Here is a 20,024-nt window from a genome sequence, read left to right as displayed (position 1 = left end):
CGTCCTTGGACGTATTGCAGCTCTTTGTGAGCGGCCTTGCGAACGGCTGTGTTTACGGCCTCATCGCGCTCGGCTTCGTGCTCATCTACAAGGCCACCGAGGCCGTCAATTTCGCCCAGGGCGACTTCATGATGCTCGGGGCGTTCATCACGCTCGGGCTCACCAACGACCAGTTCTGGGGCCTGCCGTTCTGGCTCTCGGTGCCAATCGCCATCGCGGCGATGGGCCTGTTCGGCTACCTGATCGAGATGATCGTGCTGCGCCGCATGTTCGGCCAGTCCCAGGTCTCGATCGTCATCCTCACCATCGCCATGGGCTTCGTGCTGCGCTTCGCGGCCGGGCTGATCTGGGGCAACGAGCCGATCGCGCTGGAATCGCCCATCGCCGGCAAGGACGTGCGGTTCGGCGGCCTCGTGCTCGGCCTGGACGAGATCGTGGTGATCACGGTGACGATCATCTCGACGATCCTGCTCTACTTCTTCTTCAACGTCACCAAGCTCGGCGTCGCCATGCAGGCGGCGTCGCAGAACCAGCTCGCGGCCTACTATATGGGCATCCCGGTCAAGCGCGTGCATTCGCTGATCTGGGCGCTGGCCGGCATGGTGGCGGCGGTCGCCGGCATCCTCTTCGCCTCGAAGGGATCGATCGACCCGTCGATCGGACTGCTTGGCATCAAGGCCTTCGCGGCGGCGGTCATCGGCGGCTTCGGCTCGCTTCCCGGCGCATTGCTCGGCGGCATCATCGTCGGGCTGATCGAGCCCTTCGCCTCCTACTACATCGCCGCCGGCTACTCCCAGATCATGCCCTATCTACTCTTGTTCGTGATCCTGGTGTTCAGGCCGCACGGCATCCTGGCCCAGATCCACCGGAAGAAGGTGTAACCATGCGCACCGTCTTCAAGACCAGCTACGACGCCGACATCAATCTCTTCCGCCATGGCGCGCAGGCCTTCTGGTATCTGTCGCTGGTGGCGCTGATGCTCGTGCTGCCCTTCCTCCTATCTGACTTCGCGCTGGGCGAGGTCACCAACGTGCTCATCTGGGCGATCGCCGGCATGGGGCTGATGCTTCTCGTCGGCCAGACCGGACAGGCCAGTCTCGGCCATGCGGCCTTCCTGGCCGTCGGCTGCTACGCCAATGTGCTTTTGCAGGACCGGCTCGGCCTGCCTTTCATCCTGTCGCTGCCGCTCGCGGGCGTCATCGCTGGGCTCGCCGGCGTGGCGCTGGCGATCCCGACGTCGAAGCTGCACGGCATCTACCTCGCAATCGGCACGCTCGCCGTGTCGATCCTGGTCGACGACCTGATCGTCATCGCCGAACCGCTCACCGGCGGCATCAATGGCCTGCTCGCGCCGACCATCGACATTTTTGGCATCCAGTTCGACCGCTATGCCACGCCGGTGCGGTTCTACGGGCTGATCCTGTTCGTCACGATCCTGGTGGTGCTTGCCTATCGCAACATCCTGCGCACGCCGCTCGGCCGTTCGCTCGCCGCGGTGCGCGACTCCGAGATCTCGGCGCAGGCGATGGGCGTCAACGTCGCGCGCACCAAGGCGGTCGCCTTCGGCCTGTCGACGGCGATCACCGGTCTCGCCGGCGCGCTGATGGGGCACTTCGCCGGCATCTTCAACAACGAGACCTTCACCATCATCATCTCGATCCAGATGCTGCTGATGATCGTCATCGGCGGCCTCGGCTCGATCCACGGCGCCTTCTTCGGCGCCATGGTCATCGCGCTGCTGCCGCAGGCGATCGCGCAGATGCGCGACTGGGTCGGCTCGATCACCGGAACAGCGATCACCATACCGGGGCTGGAGACGGCCGTGTTCGGCGCGATCCTGATCCTGTTCATCCTGTTCGAGCCGATGGGCATCTACGGCCGCTGGCTGAAGATACGCACCTATTTCGAGCTGTTCCCCTTCTACCGCCGCGACATGTTCCGCCGCCAGCGGAGCTACCTCAAGACGGAGCGCATGCGATGAGCCTGCTGGAAGTCGAAAACGTCACCCTCAAGTTCGGCGGCGTCACCGCGGTGAACGACGTCTCCTTCTCGGTCGAGGAGGGCGAAGTGTTCGCCCTTGTCGGACCGAACGGCGCCGGCAAGTCGACGCTCTTCAACCTCGTCTCGCGCTTCTACGACCCGGTCGCGGGCGACATCCGCTTCGCGGGCGAGTCGATCCTGAAAAAGGCGCCGCACGAGATTGCCGGGCTCGGCATCGCGCGCACCTTCCAAAACATCGAACTGTTCGACCAGGCGACCGTGCTGCAGAATCTTCTGGTCGGCCGCCATCGTCACCGGCGCGGCAACGTGTTCAACGAGATCCTGTTCACCCCCTTCGTCCGCAAGGAGGAGCGGCGGCATCGCGAGGCGGTCGAGAAGGTGATCGATTTCCTCGACCTGCAGCCTTATCGCGAGAAGTATATCGCCGGCCTGCCCTACGGCGTGCGCAAGGTGGTGGAGATGGGCCGGGCGCTGGCGATCGAGCCGCGCCTGCTGCTGCTCGACGAGCCGGCGTCCGGCCTGTCGGTCGAGGAGACGCAGGATGTCGCCTTCTGGATCGAGGACATCAAGACCCAGATGGGCATCACCGTGCTGATGGTGGAGCACGACATGCATCTCGTCGCCTCCGTCTCAGACCGCGTCATGGCGCTCGCCGACGGCAAGACGCTGGCGATCGGCTCGGCGCAGGAGGTTCAGAACCATCCAAAGGTGATCGAGGCCTATATCGGCGTCGCCGACGAGAACGAAAGGGTGGTCGCGTGATGCTGAAGCAGGCGATCAACCTGGCGTCCTCCACGGCGGAAGCCGTGCTGTCGGTGCGCAACCTCGAAAGCTATTACGGGCCGATCATGGCGATCCGCGGCGTCAGCCTCGACGTGCGCCAGGGCCAGATCGTCACCGTGCTCGGCGCCAACGGCGCAGGTAAGACGACGCTGCTCAAGACCATCTCCGGCGTGATGAACCCCGAGAAGGGCGAGATCTGGTACGGCGGCCGCAACATCGCCGGTGAGGAGCCCGACCGTATCGTCAAGGCCGGCATCGTCCACGTGCCGGAGGGGCGCGAGGTGTTCCCGCTGCTGACCGTCGAGGAAAACCTGCGCATGGGCTCCTATGTCCGCAGCGACACGGCCGGCATCAAGGCCGACGAGGAGATGGTCTACGGCTATTTCCCGATCCTGAAGGAGCGTCGGCGGCAGGCGGCGGGCACGATGTCGGGCGGCCAGCAGCAGATGCTGGCCATCGCGCGCGGCCTGATGGCGCGGCCGAAGCTGATGCTGCTCGATGAACCCTCGCTCGGCCTCTCGCCGCTCCTGGTGAAGGAGATCTTCACCATCATCCGGCGGCTCAACCGCGAGCAGGGCGTCACCATGATGCTGGTCGAGCAGAACGCCAAGGTGGCGCTCGAGGTCGCCGACTACGGCTACGTCATGGAGCTCGGCCGCATGGTGATGGCCGACGATTCCGCGCGGCTGCTCGCCTCGAAGGACATCCAGGAGTTCTATCTCGGCGTCCAGGGCGAGACCCAGCGCGGCCAGAAGCGCTGGAAGCAGAAAAAGACATGGCGGTGAGGAGGACAGCATGACGATTGCCGGCAAGATCCCCGCCCAGCGGACGTTGAACGGACACTCCTTCAACGAGGACCTGACGAAGGGACCGTATTACTTCGACGGCTGCGATACGCTGCCGAAGCTGTTCCGCGAGAGCTGCAAGCGCTGGGGCGAGAAGATCGCGCACCGCGAGAAGGACTACGGCATCTGGCTCGCCTATTCGTGGACCGAGTTCTACGATAATGCGCGCCTGATCGGGCTCGGGCTGCTGTCGCTCGGCCTGCGGCGCGGCGAGGTGGTGTCGATCCTGTCGGAAGACAACAAGGAATGGCTCTACACCGACCTCGGCGTCCAGAGCGTCGGCGGCGTCGCGTCCGGCGTCTACACCACCGATTCCGCCGCCCAGCTCAAATATCTGGTCAATGATTCCGACAGCCGCTTCCTGTTCGTCGAAAACGACGAGCAACTCGACAAATACCTGTCGGTGCGCGACGAGATGCCGGGGCTGGCCTGGGTGATCGTCTACGACCGCGACGGGCTGCACGGCTTTTCCGACGACCGGGTGATCTTCCTCGACGACCTCTACCGGATCGGCCGCGAGTTCCTGAAGCAGAATCCGAACCGCTTCGAGGAGGAGATCGCGAATTCCTCGGCCAAAGACACCGCCATCCTGGTCTACACGTCCGGCACGACCGGCCCGCCCAAGGGCGCGATGATCAGCCATGAGAACATCATCGTCTCGATCATCGGCGCGGCGATCACCCTGCCGGTCACGACAAGCGACGAGCAGGTCTGTTTCCTGCCGCTCTGCCACATCCTGGAGCGGCTCATCACAGCTTTCATCCCGATCGGCATGGGCTCGACGGTGAACTTCGCCGAAAGCCCCGAGACGGTGTTCGACAATGTCCGTGAGGTCTCGCCGCACGTCTTCACCGCCGTGCCGCGCGTCTGGGAAAAGGTCTATTCGCGCATCACCATCATGTCGAACGAGGCGACCCGGCTCGGCAAGGTCGCCTACAAAATGGCGGTCGCCACCGGCATGAAGCGTCAACTGCTGATCGAGGAGGGCAGGGCGGTGCCGCTCGGCACACGGCTCGCCTACGCCTTCTGGGATTTCGCGGTGCTGAAGAACCTCAGGCGGATGATCGGGCTGGAGCGGCTGCGCCGCGGCACGACGGGTGCCGCCCCGATCTCTCCCGACCTGCTGCGCTGGTACCGCGCCATCGGCGTCACCGTGCTCGAAGGCTACGGCATGACCGAAAGCTCCGGCGTCATCTCGGTCAACGTGATCGAGGACTACAAGACCGGCAGCATCGGCAAGGTGGTGCCGGGCGGCGAGGTCGCGATCGGGCCGGACGGCGAGATCCTCTATCGCGGCGCCAACGTCTTCAAGGGCTACTGGAACAAGCCGGAGAAGACGGCCGAGACAGTCACGCCGGACGGATGGCTCAAGACCGGCGACGTCGGCCGCATCGACAACGGGGGCTTCCTCACCATCACCGGCCGGGCCAAGGACATCATCATCACCGCCGGCGGCAAGAACATCACGCCGGCCGAGATCGAGAACCGGCTCAAGTTCAGCCCCTACATCTCCGACGCCGTGGTGATCGGCGACAGGCGTAAGTTCCTGTCCTGCCTGGTGATGATCGACCAGGAGAACGTCGAGAAGTTCGCGCAGGACAACAGGGTGCCGTTCTCCGACTTCCGCTCGCTATGCGCCGCGCAGGAGGTGCGCGATCTGATCGCGGGCGTGATCGAGGACACCAACCGCGAGTTCGCCCGCGTGGAGCAAATCAAGGATTTCCGCTTGATCGATGTGCTGTTGACCGCAGAAGATGAGGAACTGACAGCCACGATGAAGCTGAAACGCAGCTTCGTTGAAAAGAAACACAAGAAGCTGATCGACGAGATGTACGGCAAGGACGCCGCATGACTCACGTCACAAACCAGGAGGAGACTTTATGAAAACTGCACTCAGGACATCCATTCTCGCGGCGGGTCTCGCGCTCGGCATGAGCTCGGCCGCGTTCGCGACGCAGGGCGTCACCGACACCGAAGTCGTCATCGGATCGAACGGCGACCTGTCCGGCATCTTCGCCGCCTTCAATGTCGGCGCGATCAAGGCCGCGCAGGTCATGTTCGACGAGGTCAACGAGAAGGGCGGCATCCACGGCCGCAAGATCCGGTTCGTGGTGGAGGACCACGGCTACCAGGTGCCGAAGGCCGTGCAGAACTTCAACAAGCTGATCAACTCGGACAAGGTGTTCGCGATGATCCTCAATCTCGGCACGCCGCACAACATCGCCGGCTTCCCGATGATGCAAGCCAAGCAGGTGGCCAATGTCGGCCCGCTGACCGCCGCGCGCCAGATGCTCGAGGGCGACATCACCTACAAGTATGCGGGCTTCTCGTCCTACTACGACCAGATGCGCGCGGGCGTGCGCCACCTCGCCAAGGAAAAGGGCGCGAAGAACGTCTGCGCGATGTACCTGCCGACCGACTTCGGTCTTGAGGTCTACGAAGGCACGAAGGACGAGACCGAGGCGCTGGGCCTGACCTTCGCGGCGGAAACCACGCACAAGCCGGACGAGCAGGACTTCGTCGGCACGATCTCCAAGCTGCGCGACGCCAAGTGCGACATCGTCGCGACCGCGGTCGGCGTACGCCAGACGATCGTCGCCTTCGGCACCGCCAAGAAGCTCGGCTGGACGAATGTCTCCTTCATCGGCTCCTCGGCTGGCTTCAACACCGCCGTCGCCAAGGTGCCGGAAGGCGTGACCGAGGGCTACTACGCCGCCGCCGGCTGGACCGATCATGAGGCCCGCATGGACAATCCTGAGGTGAAGGCCTGGGCGGAGAACTACAAGGCCAAGACAGGCGAGCCGGCCGGAACCGCGGCCATCCTCGGCTACGGCGCCGCGAACACTCTGATCAAGGCTCTGGAGGCGGCAGGCAAGGACCTGACGGCGGAGAGCTTCCAGAAGGGCATGGAGAGCCTGGAATACACCGACGTGGTCTCCGGCGACGTTCCGGTCAAGTATGGCCCGAACGATCATCAGGGTGGCGACCTGATCTTCATCTCGCAGATCCAGGGCGGCAAGTGGGTCGAGATCGGCCGCGTCGATCCGACCAAGTCGCAGTGAGTTGAGCCCTCATTGAAGAAGGCCGCGTCGGGAAACCGGCGCGGCCTTTTTGCCTTTTCAGCGGGATTGCGCGGCGTGGCCGCGCTTCAACCCTACTCCGCCGGCTGGAGGCGCTTCTCCAGCGCCTCGGCGTCCTCCAGTTCGCGATGCAGGCGTTTTTCCTCATCGACCTTAGGCGTCACGAAGCGGCCCAGCAGCACATAGGCGACAGGCGTCAGGAACAGCGTCGAGGCAGTGGCGAGGCCAAGCCCGCCGACGATGATCCAGCCGAGCGCGATGCGCGCTTCCGCCCCTGCGCCGGACGCCAGGATCAGCGGCAGGCCGCCGAGAATGGTGCAGATCATCGTCATCATCACCGGCCTCAGCCGGATGTTCGCCGCGTTCTCTATCGCCTCGCGCACGCCCTGGCCGCGGTCGCGCAGCTGGTTGGCGAACTCGACGATCAGGATGCCGTTCTTCGCCATGATGCCGACCAGGAGCACGAGGCCGATCTGGCTGTAGACGTTGAGGCTCGTGCCGGTGAGCAGCATGGCGAAGATCGCGCAGGCGAGGCCGAGCGGCACGGTGGCCATGATGATGATCGCGCTGACGAAGCTCTCGAACTGCGCCGCGAGCACAAGAAGGATGATGACGATGGCGAAGCCGAAGGTTGTGAGCATCGAGCCGGTGGATTCGCCCAGCGTCGCGGTCTCGGCCAGCGGAATGATGCGCGAGCCGGCGGGCATGTGCGGCCGGGCGATCTCCTGCGCGACCTGATATGCCTCGCCGAGTGCGAAGTCGGACCTCAGGCCGGCAGTGATCGCGACCGCGCGCAACTGCTGCTCGCGTGCCAGCGACGGCGCCACGGCGCGCTCGGTCAGCGACGCGATAGTCGACATCGGCACGAACTTGCCGTCGCGGGTCTTGAGGAAGATGTTCTCCAGGTCCGTCGGGTCGTTGATCGGATTGGTGGTGGAGACGAGCTTCACGTCGAAGCTGCGGTCCTCGATGAAGACGGAACCCACGTCGCGGCCGTCAAGCATCGCCTGCATCGCTTCGGCGAGGCCGGTGATGTCGATGCCGAGGTCCGAGGCGCGCTCGCGGTTGATGTCGACCGACAGTTGTGGCTGGGTCGTGTCCTGCGAGAGGCGCGGCTGAGTGAAGCGCGGATCTTTCTCCATGTCGGCCACGATCGCCTGCGCCGCCTGCCCGAGTTCGGCATAGCTGTTGCCGGCAAGCGCAAACTGTAGACCGCTGCCGGCACCGCGGATCCCGAGGCTGTTGGGCTGGTTGGCGAAGGCACGCACGCCAGGAACCTTGACGACGAGTTGCTCGACCTCGCCGACGATCTGCTGCTGGGTGCGTTCGCGATCCTGCCAGGGCGCCAGCGTCAGCACCAGAAAGCCGCTGTTGGAGGAGCCTTGGGAGCCTGCGATGCCGAAGGTGTTGGTGAGCTCCCCGCTGTCGCGCAGCGGCTGCAGCAGCCGCTCGATTTCCGAGATGCGCTGGCCGAGATAGTCGATTGATACGCCCTGCGGCGCGCTGATGCGCAGGAACATCATTGAACGGTCTTCCGGCGGGGTGAGTTCGGACTTGATGGCGCCGGAGATGCCCCAGGCGACCGCGCCGAACAGCACCGAGACGAGCACCACGATCAGCGGCGCGTCGAGGCAGGCGCGCAGCACTCGCTTGTAGAGCCCGGCCAGGCCACCGCCAATGCGCGCAAGGACGCCGTTGTCCTCCTCATGCGAATGGCCGCGCAGCATGCGTGATGCGAGCATCGGACAAAGCGACAGCGCCACGACGGCCGACAGGATGACCGAGATGGCAAGCACGAAGCCGAACTCGCGGAACAAGCCGCCCGTCTGACCCGGCAGGAAGGACAGGGGCACGAACACCGCCACCAGCGTCGCGGTGGTGGCGATGACGGCGAAGAACACCTCCTGCGCGCCGAGCACGGCCGCCGCGCGGGGGCCCATGCCTTCGTTGCGCCGCCGCACGATGTTTTCCAGCACCACGATCGCGTCGTCGACGACCAGGCCCGTCGCCAGAACCAGCGCCAGGAGGGTGAGGATGTTGAGCGAGAAGCCGACGAGGTAGATCGCGGCGATGGTTCCGACGAGCGCCACCGGTAGCGACATGCCCGGAATGAGGGTGGCGCGCCAGTCGCGCAGGAACATGTAGATGACGAGCAGCACCAGCGACACCGACAGGCCGAGCGCGATCTCCACCTCATGAATCGCGCCGTCCACGAAGATCGCGTCGTTGCTGGTGATGCGGATCTCGACGCCCGGCGGCAGCGATTCGTTCAACGTGGTGATCGCGGCGCGCACACCTTCGGAAATGCGCAGCGTGTTCGACTGCGCCTGGCGGATGATACCGAGCCCGATGCCTGTCTTGCCGTTGGCGCGCAGCGAAGACTGGCCGATGTCGGCGCCCAGCGTTACGGACGCGACGTCGCGCAGCTTGATCATCGCCGCCCTGTCGCCGACCGCGAGGTTCTCGAACTCATCCGGCGTCGTGACGGACGCTGTCGCCCGCACGACGAGGTCCTGCGAGTTGCTGGTCAGCGAGCCGGCAGGTGTGTCGAACGCGACCGAGGCCAGCGCGTTGCGCACGTCGGCGACGGTGAGGCCCAGCGCGGAAAGGCGTGATTGGTTGATGTCGACGCGGAAGATCTTTGCGCGGTCGCCATAGACCTGCACGTCCGCTACGCCGGGCACGGCCGACAGCGCGTCGACGATCTGGTCTTCGACGAAAATGGTCAGGTCCTGGATCGACATCGTCTCGGAAGTGACAGCGAGCCGCATGACGGCGTCGGCGTTGGCGTCCGCCTTGACGATGCGCGGCACGTCCGCATCGTCCGGCAGGTCGTTCTGGACGCGGCTGATCGCGTCGCGCATGTCGGAGGCGGCGACGTCGAGGTTGACGCCATCGTTAAACTCCACCGTGACGCGGCTGCGGCCGAAAGACGAGGACGAAGAGATGGACTTGACGCCCGAGACGCGCGAGACGGCGCCTTCGAGGATCGAGGTCAGCTCGCGATCGATCGTCTCGGCCGCCGCGCCGGAGAAGGTGGTGTCGATGGTGACCACCGGCCGGTCGACGTCCGGCAATTCGCGGATCTCGACCGCCAGGAAGGCGGCCATGCCTGCGACTATGATGAGGACGTTGAGGACGAAGGCCAGCACCGGCCGCCTCACGAACAGCGCGGTGATGCCTGTTTCGGGACTGGACTGGGGCGCGCCGCTCATCGGTCAGGTTCCGCTGGCCGTCGTCTGCGCGGCCGCGGCAGGCGAAGCCTCCGACGCACCGTTGGTTCGGGCGATCGTCACCGGCTGGCCGTCGCGCACCGCATGGACGCCTTCGGTCACGACGATCTCGCCGGGGGTGATTGCCGCCTGCACGAGGACGGAATCGGTGTTGCGCTGGATGATCTTGACGTCCGTGCGCACCGCCTTGCCGTCTCTGACCAGCCAGACATAGGCGCCACCCGATCCCCACTGCACGGCCAGCGGATCGACGGCCGGGAAGACATCGCCTGGGAACTCCATCGTCACCTGGAAGGACATGCCGGCGCGCAGCCGGTCGTCCGGATTCTCAAGCAGGGCCTGCACCTGCAGCGTGCGGCTCTGGTCGTCGATGCGGTTGTCGAGCGCGCTCACCTTGCCCTGGTAGGCCTCGCCCGGCCGCGCGACCGAGGCGGCGGAAAGGGGCATGCCCACCTCCATCATGCTCGCGTAGCGTTCCGGCACCCAGAAGTCGACCAGGATCTGGGATCGGTCGTCGATGCGGGCGATCTCGGTGGTCGTGGCGACATAGTTGCCCGCCGCGACCGGCAGGATGCCGACGATGCCGGAGATCGGCGCGCGGATCGAGCGGCGCTCCAGCGCCAGCTCCGCGTCTCGGACCGCGAGCCGCGCATTGTCGACGGCAAGCGCCGCCTCGTTCACCTGCACATTGGTCGCCGTGTTGGTCGCGCGCAGCTGCTGGATGCGCTCCTGCTTGGCCAGCGCATCGTCCAGCGCGAACTTGGCGCGATCGACGGCGATCTTTTCCGTCTCGTCGTCGAGACGCGCGATCATCTCGCCCGCCTGCACGGTGGCGCCCGATGTCACCAGCATTTCGGTCATACGGCCGGAAGCATAGGGCGTGACGGCAACCGTCTGCTTCGCCCGCCCGGTTCCGATCGACGAAAGCCGGTTGTTGATCGTCTCCTGCGTGACCGTGGCGGCGATGACGGGCTGCTGGATACGCGACTGGCCGTTTGCGTTGCGGCCCGCATTGCGCGCCTGTTCGGACGGACGCGCATCGGCGGAGGCGAACGGCACCCAGTCGACGCCCCAGCGGGCCAGGACATCGCCAGCGCCGGGGAAGAACTTCGCCCAGCCGAGAAAGGCCGCGGCAAGCAGCACCAGCGACACAAGTGCCTGTTTCCAGAACGACATTCGCTACTCCGGTTCGATGCCTCGACGCCCACCCGCGCCTCGGCATGCCGTTCGCTAAAGGTTTCATTGCACGCCCGGCGGTCCCGGCCAGGCATGCATCACAAAACGCGCCAGACGACATGTCGTCGGCGTCGCCACCGGTGTCATCTTAAAGTTTGGTAATGTCGTGCGCCAGACATCCCGTATGATGCTGCATCGCATCACGACTGCGTTATTCGCGCCGCAATGCGTCCATCTCGCGGATGCGCGCCGCACTCTGCTCCGGCAGCCTGTCGGTGACGCCGGCGATGAGATGCTCGGCAAGGATGAACAGCGCCGCCGACGAATCCCAGGCGGACGGAACCGACGTGCGCGCGGCGATCACATGGGTGGCGAAGCGGGCGATCGGCGAAAGCCACTGGTCGGTCAACAGGATGATGGTCACGCCCCGGGCACCGGCCTTTTCTGCGACTGTCAGCAGGCTGTCCTGGTAGCGGCGGATGTCGAGCACCACCAGCACATCGCGCTTTCCCATGTCGATCAGCCGGTCGCGCCACAGGTTCTCCTGCCCGTCGAGATGCACCACGCCCGGGCGGATGATGGCGAGATGGGCGGTCAGATACCGCGCGATCGGATCGGTGAAGCGGCCGCCGACGAGATGAACCCTGCGCCTGGTCTCCGAAAGCACCGAGACGATCTCGCCCAGCTGCTTGTCGGAGACCACCCGGAACGTCTCCGAGACGTTGTCCAGCGTCGCCGCGAGCAGGGGGGCCGCCTCTCCCTCTTGCCCAGCGCGCGCGAGCCCGGTGCGCGACAGCGGCGATTGCAGGCGCGCAGCGAGTTCGTCGTTCAGCGCGGACTGGAACTCGGCATAGTTCTGGTAGCCGAGGCGCGACACGAGCCGGAGGATCGTCGGGGAACTGACGCCCGCGCGCTGCGCGAATTCGGCGACGGTCTTGAGGCCGAGCATCGGATAGCTGGCGATCAGGGCCTGCGCGGCGCGTCGTTCCCGGGCGGGCATGTCCGTCAGCCGGTCGGCGATGATCTCGGCTATGCTCGACGCCATCCGGCGCTCCTTTCGGTCCGACGTTCGGACGCTACTTGGTAGACGTTCGGACGCTACTTGGTATTTGACAACGCTTCAAATTCTGTATGAAATCGTCCGCGCCGGCAAAATCAATCAGAAAACGTATCAAACAGTACGTCGGCGTGGGGTCTTGTGGCGATAGCAGTCGAACAGATAGCGAATGAAGGGCGTGATCCGGTGCGGGTCACGAATCCGGCCGGCAAGAGCCGGTACCTCATCGTCTGCGAACACGCCTCGAACTGGCTGCCGGCCTCGCTCGGAACGCTCGGACTTCCCGCCGCCGACCTCGAACGCCACATCGCCTGGGATCCGGGCGCCCTGCCGGTCGCGGCAAGGCTGGCGGAGATACTGGACGCGACGCTGGTCGAATCGTGCGTGTCCCGTCTCGCGATCGACTGCAACCGCCCCGTCGATGCGCCGGACCTCATCGCGGAAACGAGCGAGACGACGCGTATCCCCGGCAATGCCGGTCTTGGCGCGGCGGAACGGGAAGCGCGGATTGCCCTGTCGCATCGGCCGTTCCACGACGCGCTGGCCGGTGTGATCGAGGACCGCCTCGCGCAGGGGCATGAGACCTGGATCGTCACGATCCACTCCTTCACGCCGCTCTACAAGGGCGTGTCGCGGCCCTGGCACATCGGCATCATCCATGACGAAGACGAGTGTCTTGCCGCGCCGCTGCTGGCAGGCCTGCGCGGCATCGCCGGCATCACGGTGGGCGCAAACCAGCCTTACAGCCCGGCCGACCGTGTCTACTACACGCTCGAAAGACATGCCCGCCCGCGCGAACTGCCTTGCGCGATGGTCGAAATACGCAATGATGAGATCGTCGACGCTGCGTCCCAGGACGTGTGGGCGCAGCGCCTGGCGACAATCCTGTCCGGCATCGAAGAATCGGACGTGAAGCTCAGGATGGAGACGGCCAGAGAACCGAAAGGATACCGTCACAGTGCCTGAGGCCATCAAGCTTTACGTCAGGGTGATCGATTCCTGGAGCAGGTACATAGGCCTCTTCGCCATGTACCTGATCTTTGTGATGATCGGCATCCTGTCCTACGCCTCCATCATGAAGGTGTTTTTCCATCCTTCGATCTGGACCGTCGAGATGGCCCAGTTCGTGATGGTGGCGTATTTCGCGCTGGGCGGGGCCTACACCCTCAAGGAAGGCGAGCATGTGCGCATGGATCTGCTCTACAGCGGCTTCACCATGCGGGGGAAAGCGCGCTCCGACCTCTTCACCAGCGTCGTGCTGATCGGCTTCCTGGTCATTCTGCAGATCGGCGGGGTCTCCTCGCTGATCTATGCGATCGGTTACGGCGAGAAGAGCTTCTCGGCGTGGGCGCCGCTGATGTGGCCGGTCAAGGTCGTGCTCAATATCGGCATCTTTCTCACCTTGCTCCAGGCGGTCGCCTTGTTCTTCCGCGATTGGGCGGAACTCAGGGGAGAACCTCTCCCATGAGCTATGGCCTCATCGCCACGCTGATGTTCTCTTCGATGATGCTGCTGCTCCTGACGGGGCAGCGGGTGTTCGCGGTCATCGGCTTCGTCGGCGCCTTCGCCGCCCTGCTGCTGTGGGGCGAGGGCGGGATCGAGATTCCGTTCACCGCCTTCATCAAAGTGATGAAGTGGTATCCGCTGCTCACGCTGCCGCTGTTCGTGTTCATGGGCTACATGCTGGCGGAATCGCGCATTGCGGACGACCTCTACAAGATGTTCCACGTCTGGTTCGGGCCGGTGCGTGGCGGGCTCGCCATCGGCACGATCGCCATGATGGTGGTGATCTCCGCCATCAACGGCCTGTCCGTGGCGGGCATGGCGGTGGGCGCCACCATCGCGTTGCCGGAACTTCTGCGTCGCGGCTACGACAAGATCATGGTGACGGGCGTCATCCAGGCCGGCTCCTCGCTCGGCATCCTGGTGCCGCCGAGCGTCGTGCTCGTGCTCTACGGCATGATCGCCAGGCAGCCCGTCGGCAATCTGTGGCTCGCCGGCGTGTTTCCGGGCCTGCTGATGGCCGCGCTTTTCGTGGTCTACATCGCGGTCCGCTGCTGGCTTCAGCCGAGCCTCGGTCCTCCCCTCGCCAGGGAAGAGCGCGACGGCTACAGCCTGGCCGAGAAGCTGAAACTGCTGCGCGCCGGCCTTATCCCGCTTGCGATCTTCGTGTCGATGATGGGCCTGTTTGTCACCGGCGTCACCAGCCTGGTCGAGAGTTCAGCGGTCGGTGCCGTTTCCGCCATTCTTGCGGCGGCGGCGCGCGGCCGCCTGACCGGCAAGGTGATGCACGAGACGATCAGGAAGACGCTCGGCATTTCGTGCATGTTCTTCTGGATCATCACGGCCGCGCTCTGCTTTGGCGCTGTGTTCGACGGGCTGGGGGCGGTGAAGTCGATCGAACGGCTGTTCCTCGGCGACATGGGGCTGGAACCGTGGCAGGTGCTGGTGCTGATGCAGCTCACCTTCCTCGGCCTCGGCATCTTTCTCGACGACACGGCGATGCTGGTGATCGTGGCGCCGCTGTTCATCCCGCTCGCCGGCGCGCTCGGTTTCGATCTTGTCTGGTACGGCGTGCTCTACACCATCACCTGCCAGATCGCGTATCTGACGCCGCCTTTCGGCTACAACCTCTTCCTGATGCGGGCGATGGCGCCGCCGGAGGTGACCCTGCCGGACATATACCGATCCGTATTCCCGTTCGTGGGGATCATGCTGCTCACGCTGCTGATCATCGGGCTCTTCCCGGCGATCGCCACGTGGCTGCCGAACTACGTCTACTCGAAATAGTCCGATGAGTTTCAAGCAAAGGGGAACATGATGAAGACCATACACAGCAGACGCAATTTCCTGAAGCAGGCCGGCCTTGTCACCGCGGGCGCGGCCGGCGCTACAACGCTCGCCGCTCCGGCCGTGATCGCCCAGACGCCGATCAAGTGGCGGCTGCAGACCTATGCCGGCGCGGCCCTCGGCCCGCACGTCACCAAGCCGGCGGTCGACATGTTCAACAAGGCGGCGAAGGGCGAGATGGAGATCGAGCTCTATTATGCCGACCAGATCGTGCCGACCGGCGAACTGTTCCGCGCCATGCAGGCCGGCACGATCAATGCCGTGCATTCGGACGACGACTCGATGGCCGCGCCCGTCGACATCTCCGTCTTCGGCGGCTACTTCCCGTTCGCCACCAAGCACATCCTCGACGTGCCGGTGCTGTTCAACCAGTACGGCCTCGCCGACATCTGGCGCGACGCCTATGCCAAGGCCGGCGGTGTCGTCTGGCTGTCGGCCGCAGGCCAGGACCCGTGCCATTTCAATACCAAGAAGGCGCTGAACTCGCTTTCGGATCTGCAGGGCCTGCGTCTCTATACCTTCCCGACGGCCGGCAAGTTCCTCGCACAGTTCGGCGTGGTGCCGGTCGTGCTGCCCTATGAGGATGTTCAGGTGGCGGTCCAGACCGGAGAGCTCGACGGCATGAGCTGGTCGGGAATCACCGAGGACTACACGGTGGGCTGGGCCGACGTGACCGACCACTTCACCACCAACAACATCTCAGGCGCCTGGATCGGCTCGTGGTTCGTCAACGAGAAGAGCTGGGCCGACATTCCGGACCACCTCAAGCAGCTCTGGCAGGCCTGCGTCGACGCCGGCCACACCTACCGCAATCAGTGGTACTGGGGCGGCGAGGCCAAGCTGCGCGCCACCGGCGACAAGCTGAAGCTCACCACCATCCCGGCCGCCGAATGGGCCGAGGTGGAAAACGCGGCGCTCAAGTTCTGGGACGAGATCGCCGCCGAAGGCGAAGTCAAGGCCAAGGTGGTCTCGATCTTCAAGGAGTACAACCAGATCCTCAAGAAGGCCGGCGGCGTCTACACGCAGGGCTGACAAAGGGATAGAAACACGAGGCGGCCGGGCATGGGCCCGGCCGTTTTGCGGATTGGGCGGATGAACCGCATCGAGAGGGACGAATGGCCGGAAATCTTTCCTTCGCAGACCTGAAGAAAGCGATCGCATCGGGCGAGATCGACACCGTGCTCGCCTGCGGCGTCGACATGCAGGGCCGGCTGTTCGGCAAGCGGTTCCTCGCGTCCTTCTTTGCAGAGTCCGCTTATGACGAGACGCATGGCTGCAACTACCTGCTGGCGCTCGATATCGATATGGAGCCGGTGCCAGGCTACAAGGCGGCGAGCTGGAGCCAGGGCTATGGTGACTTCGTGCTCAAGCCGGACATGAACACGCTGCGCCGGGTGCCGTGGCTCGAAAAGACCGCGTTGGTCATCTGCGACATCCAGGATCACCACCATCATGAGGACCTGCCGCATTCGCCGCGCGCCATCCTGCGCAAGCAGGTCGCCCGCCTCGCGGAGCGCGGCTACATCGGCTACTTCGCCTCGGAACTCGAATTCTACCTGCTCAGCGAGACCTACGACACGGCGCGCGCGAAGCACTGGCAGGACCTATCGACCGCCTCGCCCCATATCGGCGACTACCAGATCGGCATCACCACCAAGGAAGAAGGCTTCATGCGCCGGCTGCGCAACGAGATGCACGCCGCCGGCATCCCGGTCGAAAACTCCAAGGGCGAGTGGGGACCCGGCCAGGAGGAGATCAACGTCCGCTACGCCGAGGCCCTCGAAATGGCCGACCGGCACGTCTTCCTGAAGAACGGCGCCAAGGAGATCGCCGACCAAGAGGGCAAGGCCGTGACGTTCATGGCCAAGTACAACTACGCGCTCGCCGGCAACTCGTCGCACATCCACAATTCGCTGTGGAGCGCCGACGGCAAGACGCCGCTGTTCTTCGACAAGAAGGAGCCGTGGACCTTGTCCAAGCTTGGCCAGCAGTGGTCGGCCGGACAGATCAAATATGCCAAGGAGTTCACCTGGTTCCTGGCGCCCTACATCAACTCCTACAAGCGCTTCCAGTCGGGCACCTTCGCACCGACCAAGATCATGTGGTCCGAGGACAACCGCACCGCGGGCTTCCGGCTCTGCGGGGAGGGGACCAAGGGTATCCGCATGGAGTGCCGCATCGGGGGCGCGGACCTGAACCCCTATCTCGCCTTCGCCGCGCTGATCGCCGCCGGTCTCGCTGGCATCGACGAGAAGCTTGAGCTGCAGAAGCCCTTTGTGGGTGACGCCTACCAGGCCGCGAAGCTGCCCGAGATCCCGAAGACGTTGCGTGAGGCGACCGAAACGCTGGCGAAGTCGAAGATGCTGAAATCGGCGCTCGGCGAGGACGTGATAGAACACTACGTCCACACCGCGCGCTGGGAACAGTTCGAATACGACCGGCGCATCACCGACTGGGAGCTGCACCGCGGCTTCGAACGCTACTGAGACATCAAGAACGAGGAAATGCCATGACCGAAACGGTCAAGATCAAATCACCCGTCGACGGCTCGATCTATGCCGAGCGTCCGGTCGCAACGGACCAGGCCGTGAACGCCGCCGTCGAGCGCGCCAAGGCCGCGCAGGCGAAGTGGGTCGACGTGCCGGTCGCCGAGCGCTGCAAGTATATGCTCGCCATGCTCGAGGCGCTGGTGGGCATGACCGATGAGATCGTGCCGGAGCTCGCCTGGCAGATGGGCCGTCCGGTCAAGTATGGCGGCGAGTTCGGCGGCGTGAAGGAACGCGTCCAGTACATGGTCGAGATCGCCGAACAGGCGCTGAAGCCGGTCATGGCGTCCAACCCGAAGGAAGGCTTCAAGCGCTACGTCAAGCGCGAGCCGCTCGGCGTGGTTATGGTCATCGCGCCTTGGAATTATCCATACCTCACCGCCGTCAACACGATCGTGCCGGCGCTGATCGCGGGCTCGGCCGTCATCCTCAAGCACGCGGCGCAGACGCTTCTGGTCGGCGAGCGCTTCCAGAAGGCCTTCGATGTGGCGGGCCTGCCGAAGGGCCTGTTCCAGAACCTGGTGATGAACCATTCGCAGACCGAGAAGCTGCTCGCCTCGGGCAAGATCGACCACGTCAACTTCACCGGTTCGGTCGCCGGCGGGCGTGCGATCGAGAAGGCGGCCGCGGGCACGTTCATGACGCTTGGCCTGGAGCTCGGCGGCAAGGACCCGGCCTATGTGCTGCCCGACGCCAAGCTCGACCACGCCATCGCCAATCTCGCCGAAGGCGCGTTCTACAATTCCGGCCAGTGCTGCTGCGGCATCGAGCGCATCTACGTGCACGAGAAGGTCTATGACGATTTCGTCGACGGCTTCATCGCAGAGAGCAAAAACTGGACGCTCGGCGACCCGACGAAGGCCGACACCGTCATCGGTCCGATGGCTCAGGCCCGTTTCGCCGACTTCATCCGCGAGCAGAAGGCCGAAGCCCTGCGCAAGGGTGCGACGGCACACCTCAACACGAAGGACGAGCGCGACGTCGCTGGCTCGCCCTATCTCCCGGTCGAGGTGCTGACCAATGTCGACCACCAGATGAGCGTCATGCGCGAGGAGAGCTTCGGCCCGGTCGTCGGCATCATGAAGGTGCGCGGCGACGAGGACGCGATCGCGTTGATGAACGACAGCCCCTACGGCCTCACCGCCTCGATCTGGACCAGGGACCTGGAGCGGGCCGAGAAGATCGGCGACAGGGTGGAGACCGGCACGCTGTTCATGAACCGCTGCGACTATCTCGACCCGGCTCTCGTCTGGACCGGCGTCAAGGACACCGGCAAGGGCGCAGCCCTCTCCGCCATCGGCTACGACAACCTCACCCGGCCGAAGAGCTATCATCTGAGACAGGTGTGATGTCCGCTGGGCGCAGGCTCGAGGTCTTCATCCACGGCGGGATGCACAAGACGGGCACGACCTCGTTCCAGACCTTCATGGATGCGCGGCGCGACGAGCTTCTCGCCGCCGGCGTGTTCTATGCTCCGGGGCCGAAGGGGCAGCACGGACCGCTGCTCTACGCGATCCGGCCGGACTGGAATCCGGCCGAACTGCGCAAGGTGGTGGAGACCGCGATCGCGAAGGGTTCCGGCAAGCTGGTGCTCTCGGGGGAGGCGCTGACGACCTTTCCGCCGGAGGCGCTGCGCACCGTGGCGGGCTGCTTCGGCGATTGCGACCTCACCTTCATCTTCGCCTTCCGCCACTGGGCGGGCTACCTGCCGTCGCGCTGGGCTCAATATTGCCGCAGGCGCGACGCGCAGTCCTTCCCCGCCTTTCTGGACAAGGTCGTCGCCGGGCGGCATGTCGACCACCGGTTCGACCTCGTTCTCGACCGGGCGACCTCGGTCGCCGGCGGCAAGGTGAAGGCGGTGTCGTGCGACTGGGCCGTCGTCCGAGACGGCAGCGTCGTGCCCACCCTTCTCGCCGAAATGGGCATCGACGATCCCGCGACGCTCGCGGCCGGCGCAAGCCAGCAATGGGTCCACCGCAACGCGGACCCGGAGCTCGCCGAGATCACACGCCTCGTCAACGGCGCGCTGTCGGCGCGCTTCGGCGTCGCGCCGGACGAGCTGTTCGACAATGCCGGCGCCGGCAGGAGCACCGAGACCATCTATATGGCCCACTACGCCGTCCGCGAGATGCCGCAGGAATTGCGCGAGGCCGTCACTGCGCTGGGGCGCGGCAGTGCCGTGGAGCGGTCCTTCGCCGCCGACTGGGACCCGCCCGCGGCGCGCGAGCTCGATCGCTACCGTGGGCTGTTCGTCAACCTGCCCGACGAGCAGCTGTTTCCCCCCCGGACGTCATCGGCGGCGCGCTACTGGACCATCGGCTACGCGGACGCGCTGTCGGTTCCCGGCATGCGCGGCTTCGTCGATCGCGTGGCGGACAAGATCCTGTCCGGCCGGCAGCCCGGTGCAAAGCTGGCCGCTCCGGCGGCCCATCGATCATTCGCGACAACCTGAC

The 20,024-nt window shown here is 65.0% G+C and carries 16 protein-coding genes; 13 read left to right on the top strand and 3 right to left on the bottom strand.

The window, feature by feature from the left end; all coding sequences use genetic code 11:
- Positions 1-5 precede the first annotated feature (5 nt).
- Genes B9Z03_RS23295 through B9Z03_RS23270 form a run of 6 tightly spaced genes read left to right on the top strand, consistent with a single transcriptional unit; the run spans position 6 to position 6,691 of the window.
- Positions 6-881: a branched-chain amino acid ABC transporter permease gene (locus B9Z03_RS23295; RefSeq protein WP_085466404.1), complete on the top strand. Its 876-nt coding sequence runs from the start codon at positions 6-8 to the stop codon at positions 879-881.
- A 2-nt stretch (positions 882-883) separates the two neighbouring features.
- Positions 884-1,981 carry a branched-chain amino acid ABC transporter permease gene (locus B9Z03_RS23290; RefSeq protein ID WP_085466403.1) on the top strand — a complete coding sequence of 366 codons (1,098 nt, stop codon included), beginning with the start codon at positions 884-886 and terminating at the stop codon, positions 1,979-1,981.
- On the top strand, positions 1,978-2,763 hold the full coding sequence (locus B9Z03_RS23285; protein WP_085466402.1) for an ABC transporter ATP-binding protein: 786 nt from the start codon (positions 1,978-1,980) through the stop codon (positions 2,761-2,763). The genes B9Z03_RS23290 and B9Z03_RS23285 overlap by 4 nt, the downstream gene beginning before the upstream one ends.
- Positions 2,763-3,569: an ABC transporter ATP-binding protein gene (locus tag B9Z03_RS23280; protein WP_085466401.1), complete on the top strand. Its 807-nt coding sequence runs from the start codon at positions 2,763-2,765 to the stop codon at positions 3,567-3,569. The genes B9Z03_RS23285 and B9Z03_RS23280 overlap by 1 nt, the downstream gene beginning before the upstream one ends.
- A 10-nt stretch (positions 3,570-3,579) precedes the next feature.
- Entirely contained in the window at positions 3,580-5,481 is a 1,902-nt protein-coding gene (locus B9Z03_RS23275; protein ID WP_085466400.1) for an AMP-dependent synthetase/ligase, read from the top strand.
- Between the two features lie 28 nt (positions 5,482-5,509).
- A complete protein-coding gene (locus B9Z03_RS23270; RefSeq protein ID WP_085466399.1) occupies positions 5,510-6,691 on the top strand; it encodes an ABC transporter substrate-binding protein in 1,182 nt (393 codons plus the stop codon).
- Positions 6,692-6,783: 92 nt separating this feature from the next.
- Here B9Z03_RS23270 and B9Z03_RS23265 read toward each other — a convergent pair whose 3' ends face one another.
- The 3 genes from B9Z03_RS23265 to B9Z03_RS23255 all read right to left on the bottom strand — a co-directional run bounded on the left by B9Z03_RS23265 (position 6,784) and on the right by B9Z03_RS23255 (position 12,163).
- Positions 6,784-9,924: an efflux RND transporter permease subunit gene (locus tag B9Z03_RS23265; protein WP_085466398.1), complete on the bottom strand. Its 3,141-nt coding sequence runs from the start codon at positions 9,922-9,924 to the stop codon at positions 6,784-6,786.
- 3 nt (positions 9,925-9,927) lie between these two features.
- Positions 9,928-11,118 carry an efflux RND transporter periplasmic adaptor subunit gene (locus B9Z03_RS23260; RefSeq protein ID WP_085466397.1) on the bottom strand — a complete coding sequence of 397 codons (1,191 nt, stop codon included), beginning with the start codon at positions 11,116-11,118 and terminating at the stop codon, positions 9,928-9,930.
- Positions 11,119-11,329: 211 nt separating this feature from the next.
- Positions 11,330-12,163 (bottom strand): MurR/RpiR family transcriptional regulator, encoded by an 834-nt coding sequence (locus B9Z03_RS23255; protein ID WP_085466396.1) that lies wholly within the window; start codon positions 12,161-12,163, stop codon positions 11,330-11,332.
- A gap of 174 nt (positions 12,164-12,337) precedes the next feature.
- Here B9Z03_RS23255 and B9Z03_RS23250 point away from each other — a divergent pair, with 174 nt between their 5' ends.
- The 7 genes from B9Z03_RS23250 to B9Z03_RS23220 all read left to right on the top strand — a co-directional run bounded on the left by B9Z03_RS23250 (position 12,338) and on the right by B9Z03_RS23220 (position 20,023).
- Positions 12,338-13,141 (top strand): N-formylglutamate amidohydrolase, encoded by an 804-nt coding sequence (locus tag B9Z03_RS23250; protein WP_432417046.1) that lies wholly within the window; start codon positions 12,338-12,340, stop codon positions 13,139-13,141.
- Positions 13,134-13,643, top strand: coding sequence for a TRAP transporter small permease subunit (locus B9Z03_RS23245; RefSeq protein ID WP_085466395.1), 510 nt, complete (start codon positions 13,134-13,136; stop codon positions 13,641-13,643). Before B9Z03_RS23250 ends, B9Z03_RS23245 begins: the two co-directional genes overlap by 8 nt.
- Positions 13,640-14,965 (top strand): TRAP transporter large permease, encoded by a 1,326-nt coding sequence (locus B9Z03_RS23240; RefSeq protein ID WP_085466394.1) that lies wholly within the window; start codon positions 13,640-13,642, stop codon positions 14,963-14,965. Before B9Z03_RS23245 ends, B9Z03_RS23240 begins: the two co-directional genes overlap by 4 nt.
- 30 nt (positions 14,966-14,995) lie before the next feature.
- A complete protein-coding gene (locus B9Z03_RS23235; protein ID WP_176247602.1) occupies positions 14,996-16,057 on the top strand; it encodes a TRAP transporter substrate-binding protein in 1,062 nt (353 codons plus the stop codon).
- An 83-nt stretch (positions 16,058-16,140) separates the two neighbouring features.
- Positions 16,141-17,511 carry a glutamine synthetase family protein gene (locus B9Z03_RS23230; RefSeq protein WP_085466393.1) on the top strand — a complete coding sequence of 457 codons (1,371 nt, stop codon included), beginning with the start codon at positions 16,141-16,143 and terminating at the stop codon, positions 17,509-17,511.
- A gap of 23 nt (positions 17,512-17,534) precedes the next feature.
- Complete coding sequence (locus B9Z03_RS23225) at positions 17,535-18,920, top strand: aldehyde dehydrogenase family protein (protein ID WP_085466392.1); 1,386 nt, start codon at positions 17,535-17,537, stop codon at positions 18,918-18,920.
- Positions 18,920-20,023, top strand: coding sequence for a hypothetical protein (locus tag B9Z03_RS23220; RefSeq protein WP_085466391.1), 1,104 nt, complete (start codon positions 18,920-18,922; stop codon positions 20,021-20,023). Before B9Z03_RS23225 ends, B9Z03_RS23220 begins: the two co-directional genes overlap by 1 nt.
- Position 20,024 lies beyond the last annotated feature (1 nt).

It is taken from the genome of Mesorhizobium australicum, from assembly GCF_900177325.1.
GTDB classification, from domain to species: domain Bacteria; phylum Pseudomonadota; class Alphaproteobacteria; order Rhizobiales; family Rhizobiaceae; genus Mesorhizobium_A; species Mesorhizobium_A australicum_A.
This window is presented reverse-complemented; position numbering and strand designations above follow the sequence as displayed.

What these genes read in the sequence shown, in the direction of transcription:
- B9Z03_RS23290 (WP_085466403.1), top strand. Translation starts at nt 884, where the DNA reads ATGCGCACCGTCTTCAAGACCAGCTACGACGCCGACATCAATCTCTTC.
- B9Z03_RS23285 (WP_085466402.1), top strand. Translation starts at nt 1,978, where the DNA reads ATGAGCCTGCTGGAAGTCGAAAACGTCACCCTCAAGTTCGGCGGCGTC.
- B9Z03_RS23280 (WP_085466401.1), top strand. Translation starts at nt 2,763, where the DNA reads ATGCTGAAGCAGGCGATCAACCTGGCGTCCTCCACGGCGGAAGCCGTG.
- B9Z03_RS23275 (WP_085466400.1), top strand. Translation starts at nt 3,580, where the DNA reads ATGACGATTGCCGGCAAGATCCCCGCCCAGCGGACGTTGAACGGACAC.
- B9Z03_RS23270 (WP_085466399.1), top strand. Translation starts at nt 5,510, where the DNA reads ATGAAAACTGCACTCAGGACATCCATTCTCGCGGCGGGTCTCGCGCTC.
- B9Z03_RS23265 (WP_085466398.1), bottom strand. Translation starts at nt 9,924, where the DNA reads ATGAGCGGCGCGCCCCAGTCCAGTCCCGAAACAGGCATCACCGCGCTG.
- B9Z03_RS23260 (WP_085466397.1), bottom strand. Translation starts at nt 11,118, where the DNA reads ATGTCGTTCTGGAAACAGGCACTTGTGTCGCTGGTGCTGCTTGCCGCG.
- B9Z03_RS23255 (WP_085466396.1), bottom strand. Translation starts at nt 12,163, where the DNA reads ATGGCGTCGAGCATAGCCGAGATCATCGCCGACCGGCTGACGGACATG.
- B9Z03_RS23240 (WP_085466394.1), top strand. Translation starts at nt 13,640, where the DNA reads ATGAGCTATGGCCTCATCGCCACGCTGATGTTCTCTTCGATGATGCTG.
- B9Z03_RS23235 (WP_176247602.1), top strand. Translation starts at nt 14,996, where the DNA reads ATGAAGACCATACACAGCAGACGCAATTTCCTGAAGCAGGCCGGCCTT.
- B9Z03_RS23230 (WP_085466393.1), top strand. Translation starts at nt 16,141, where the DNA reads ATGGCCGGAAATCTTTCCTTCGCAGACCTGAAGAAAGCGATCGCATCG.
- B9Z03_RS23225 (WP_085466392.1), top strand. Translation starts at nt 17,535, where the DNA reads ATGACCGAAACGGTCAAGATCAAATCACCCGTCGACGGCTCGATCTAT.
- B9Z03_RS23220 (WP_085466391.1), top strand. Translation starts at nt 18,920, where the DNA reads ATGTCCGCTGGGCGCAGGCTCGAGGTCTTCATCCACGGCGGGATGCAC.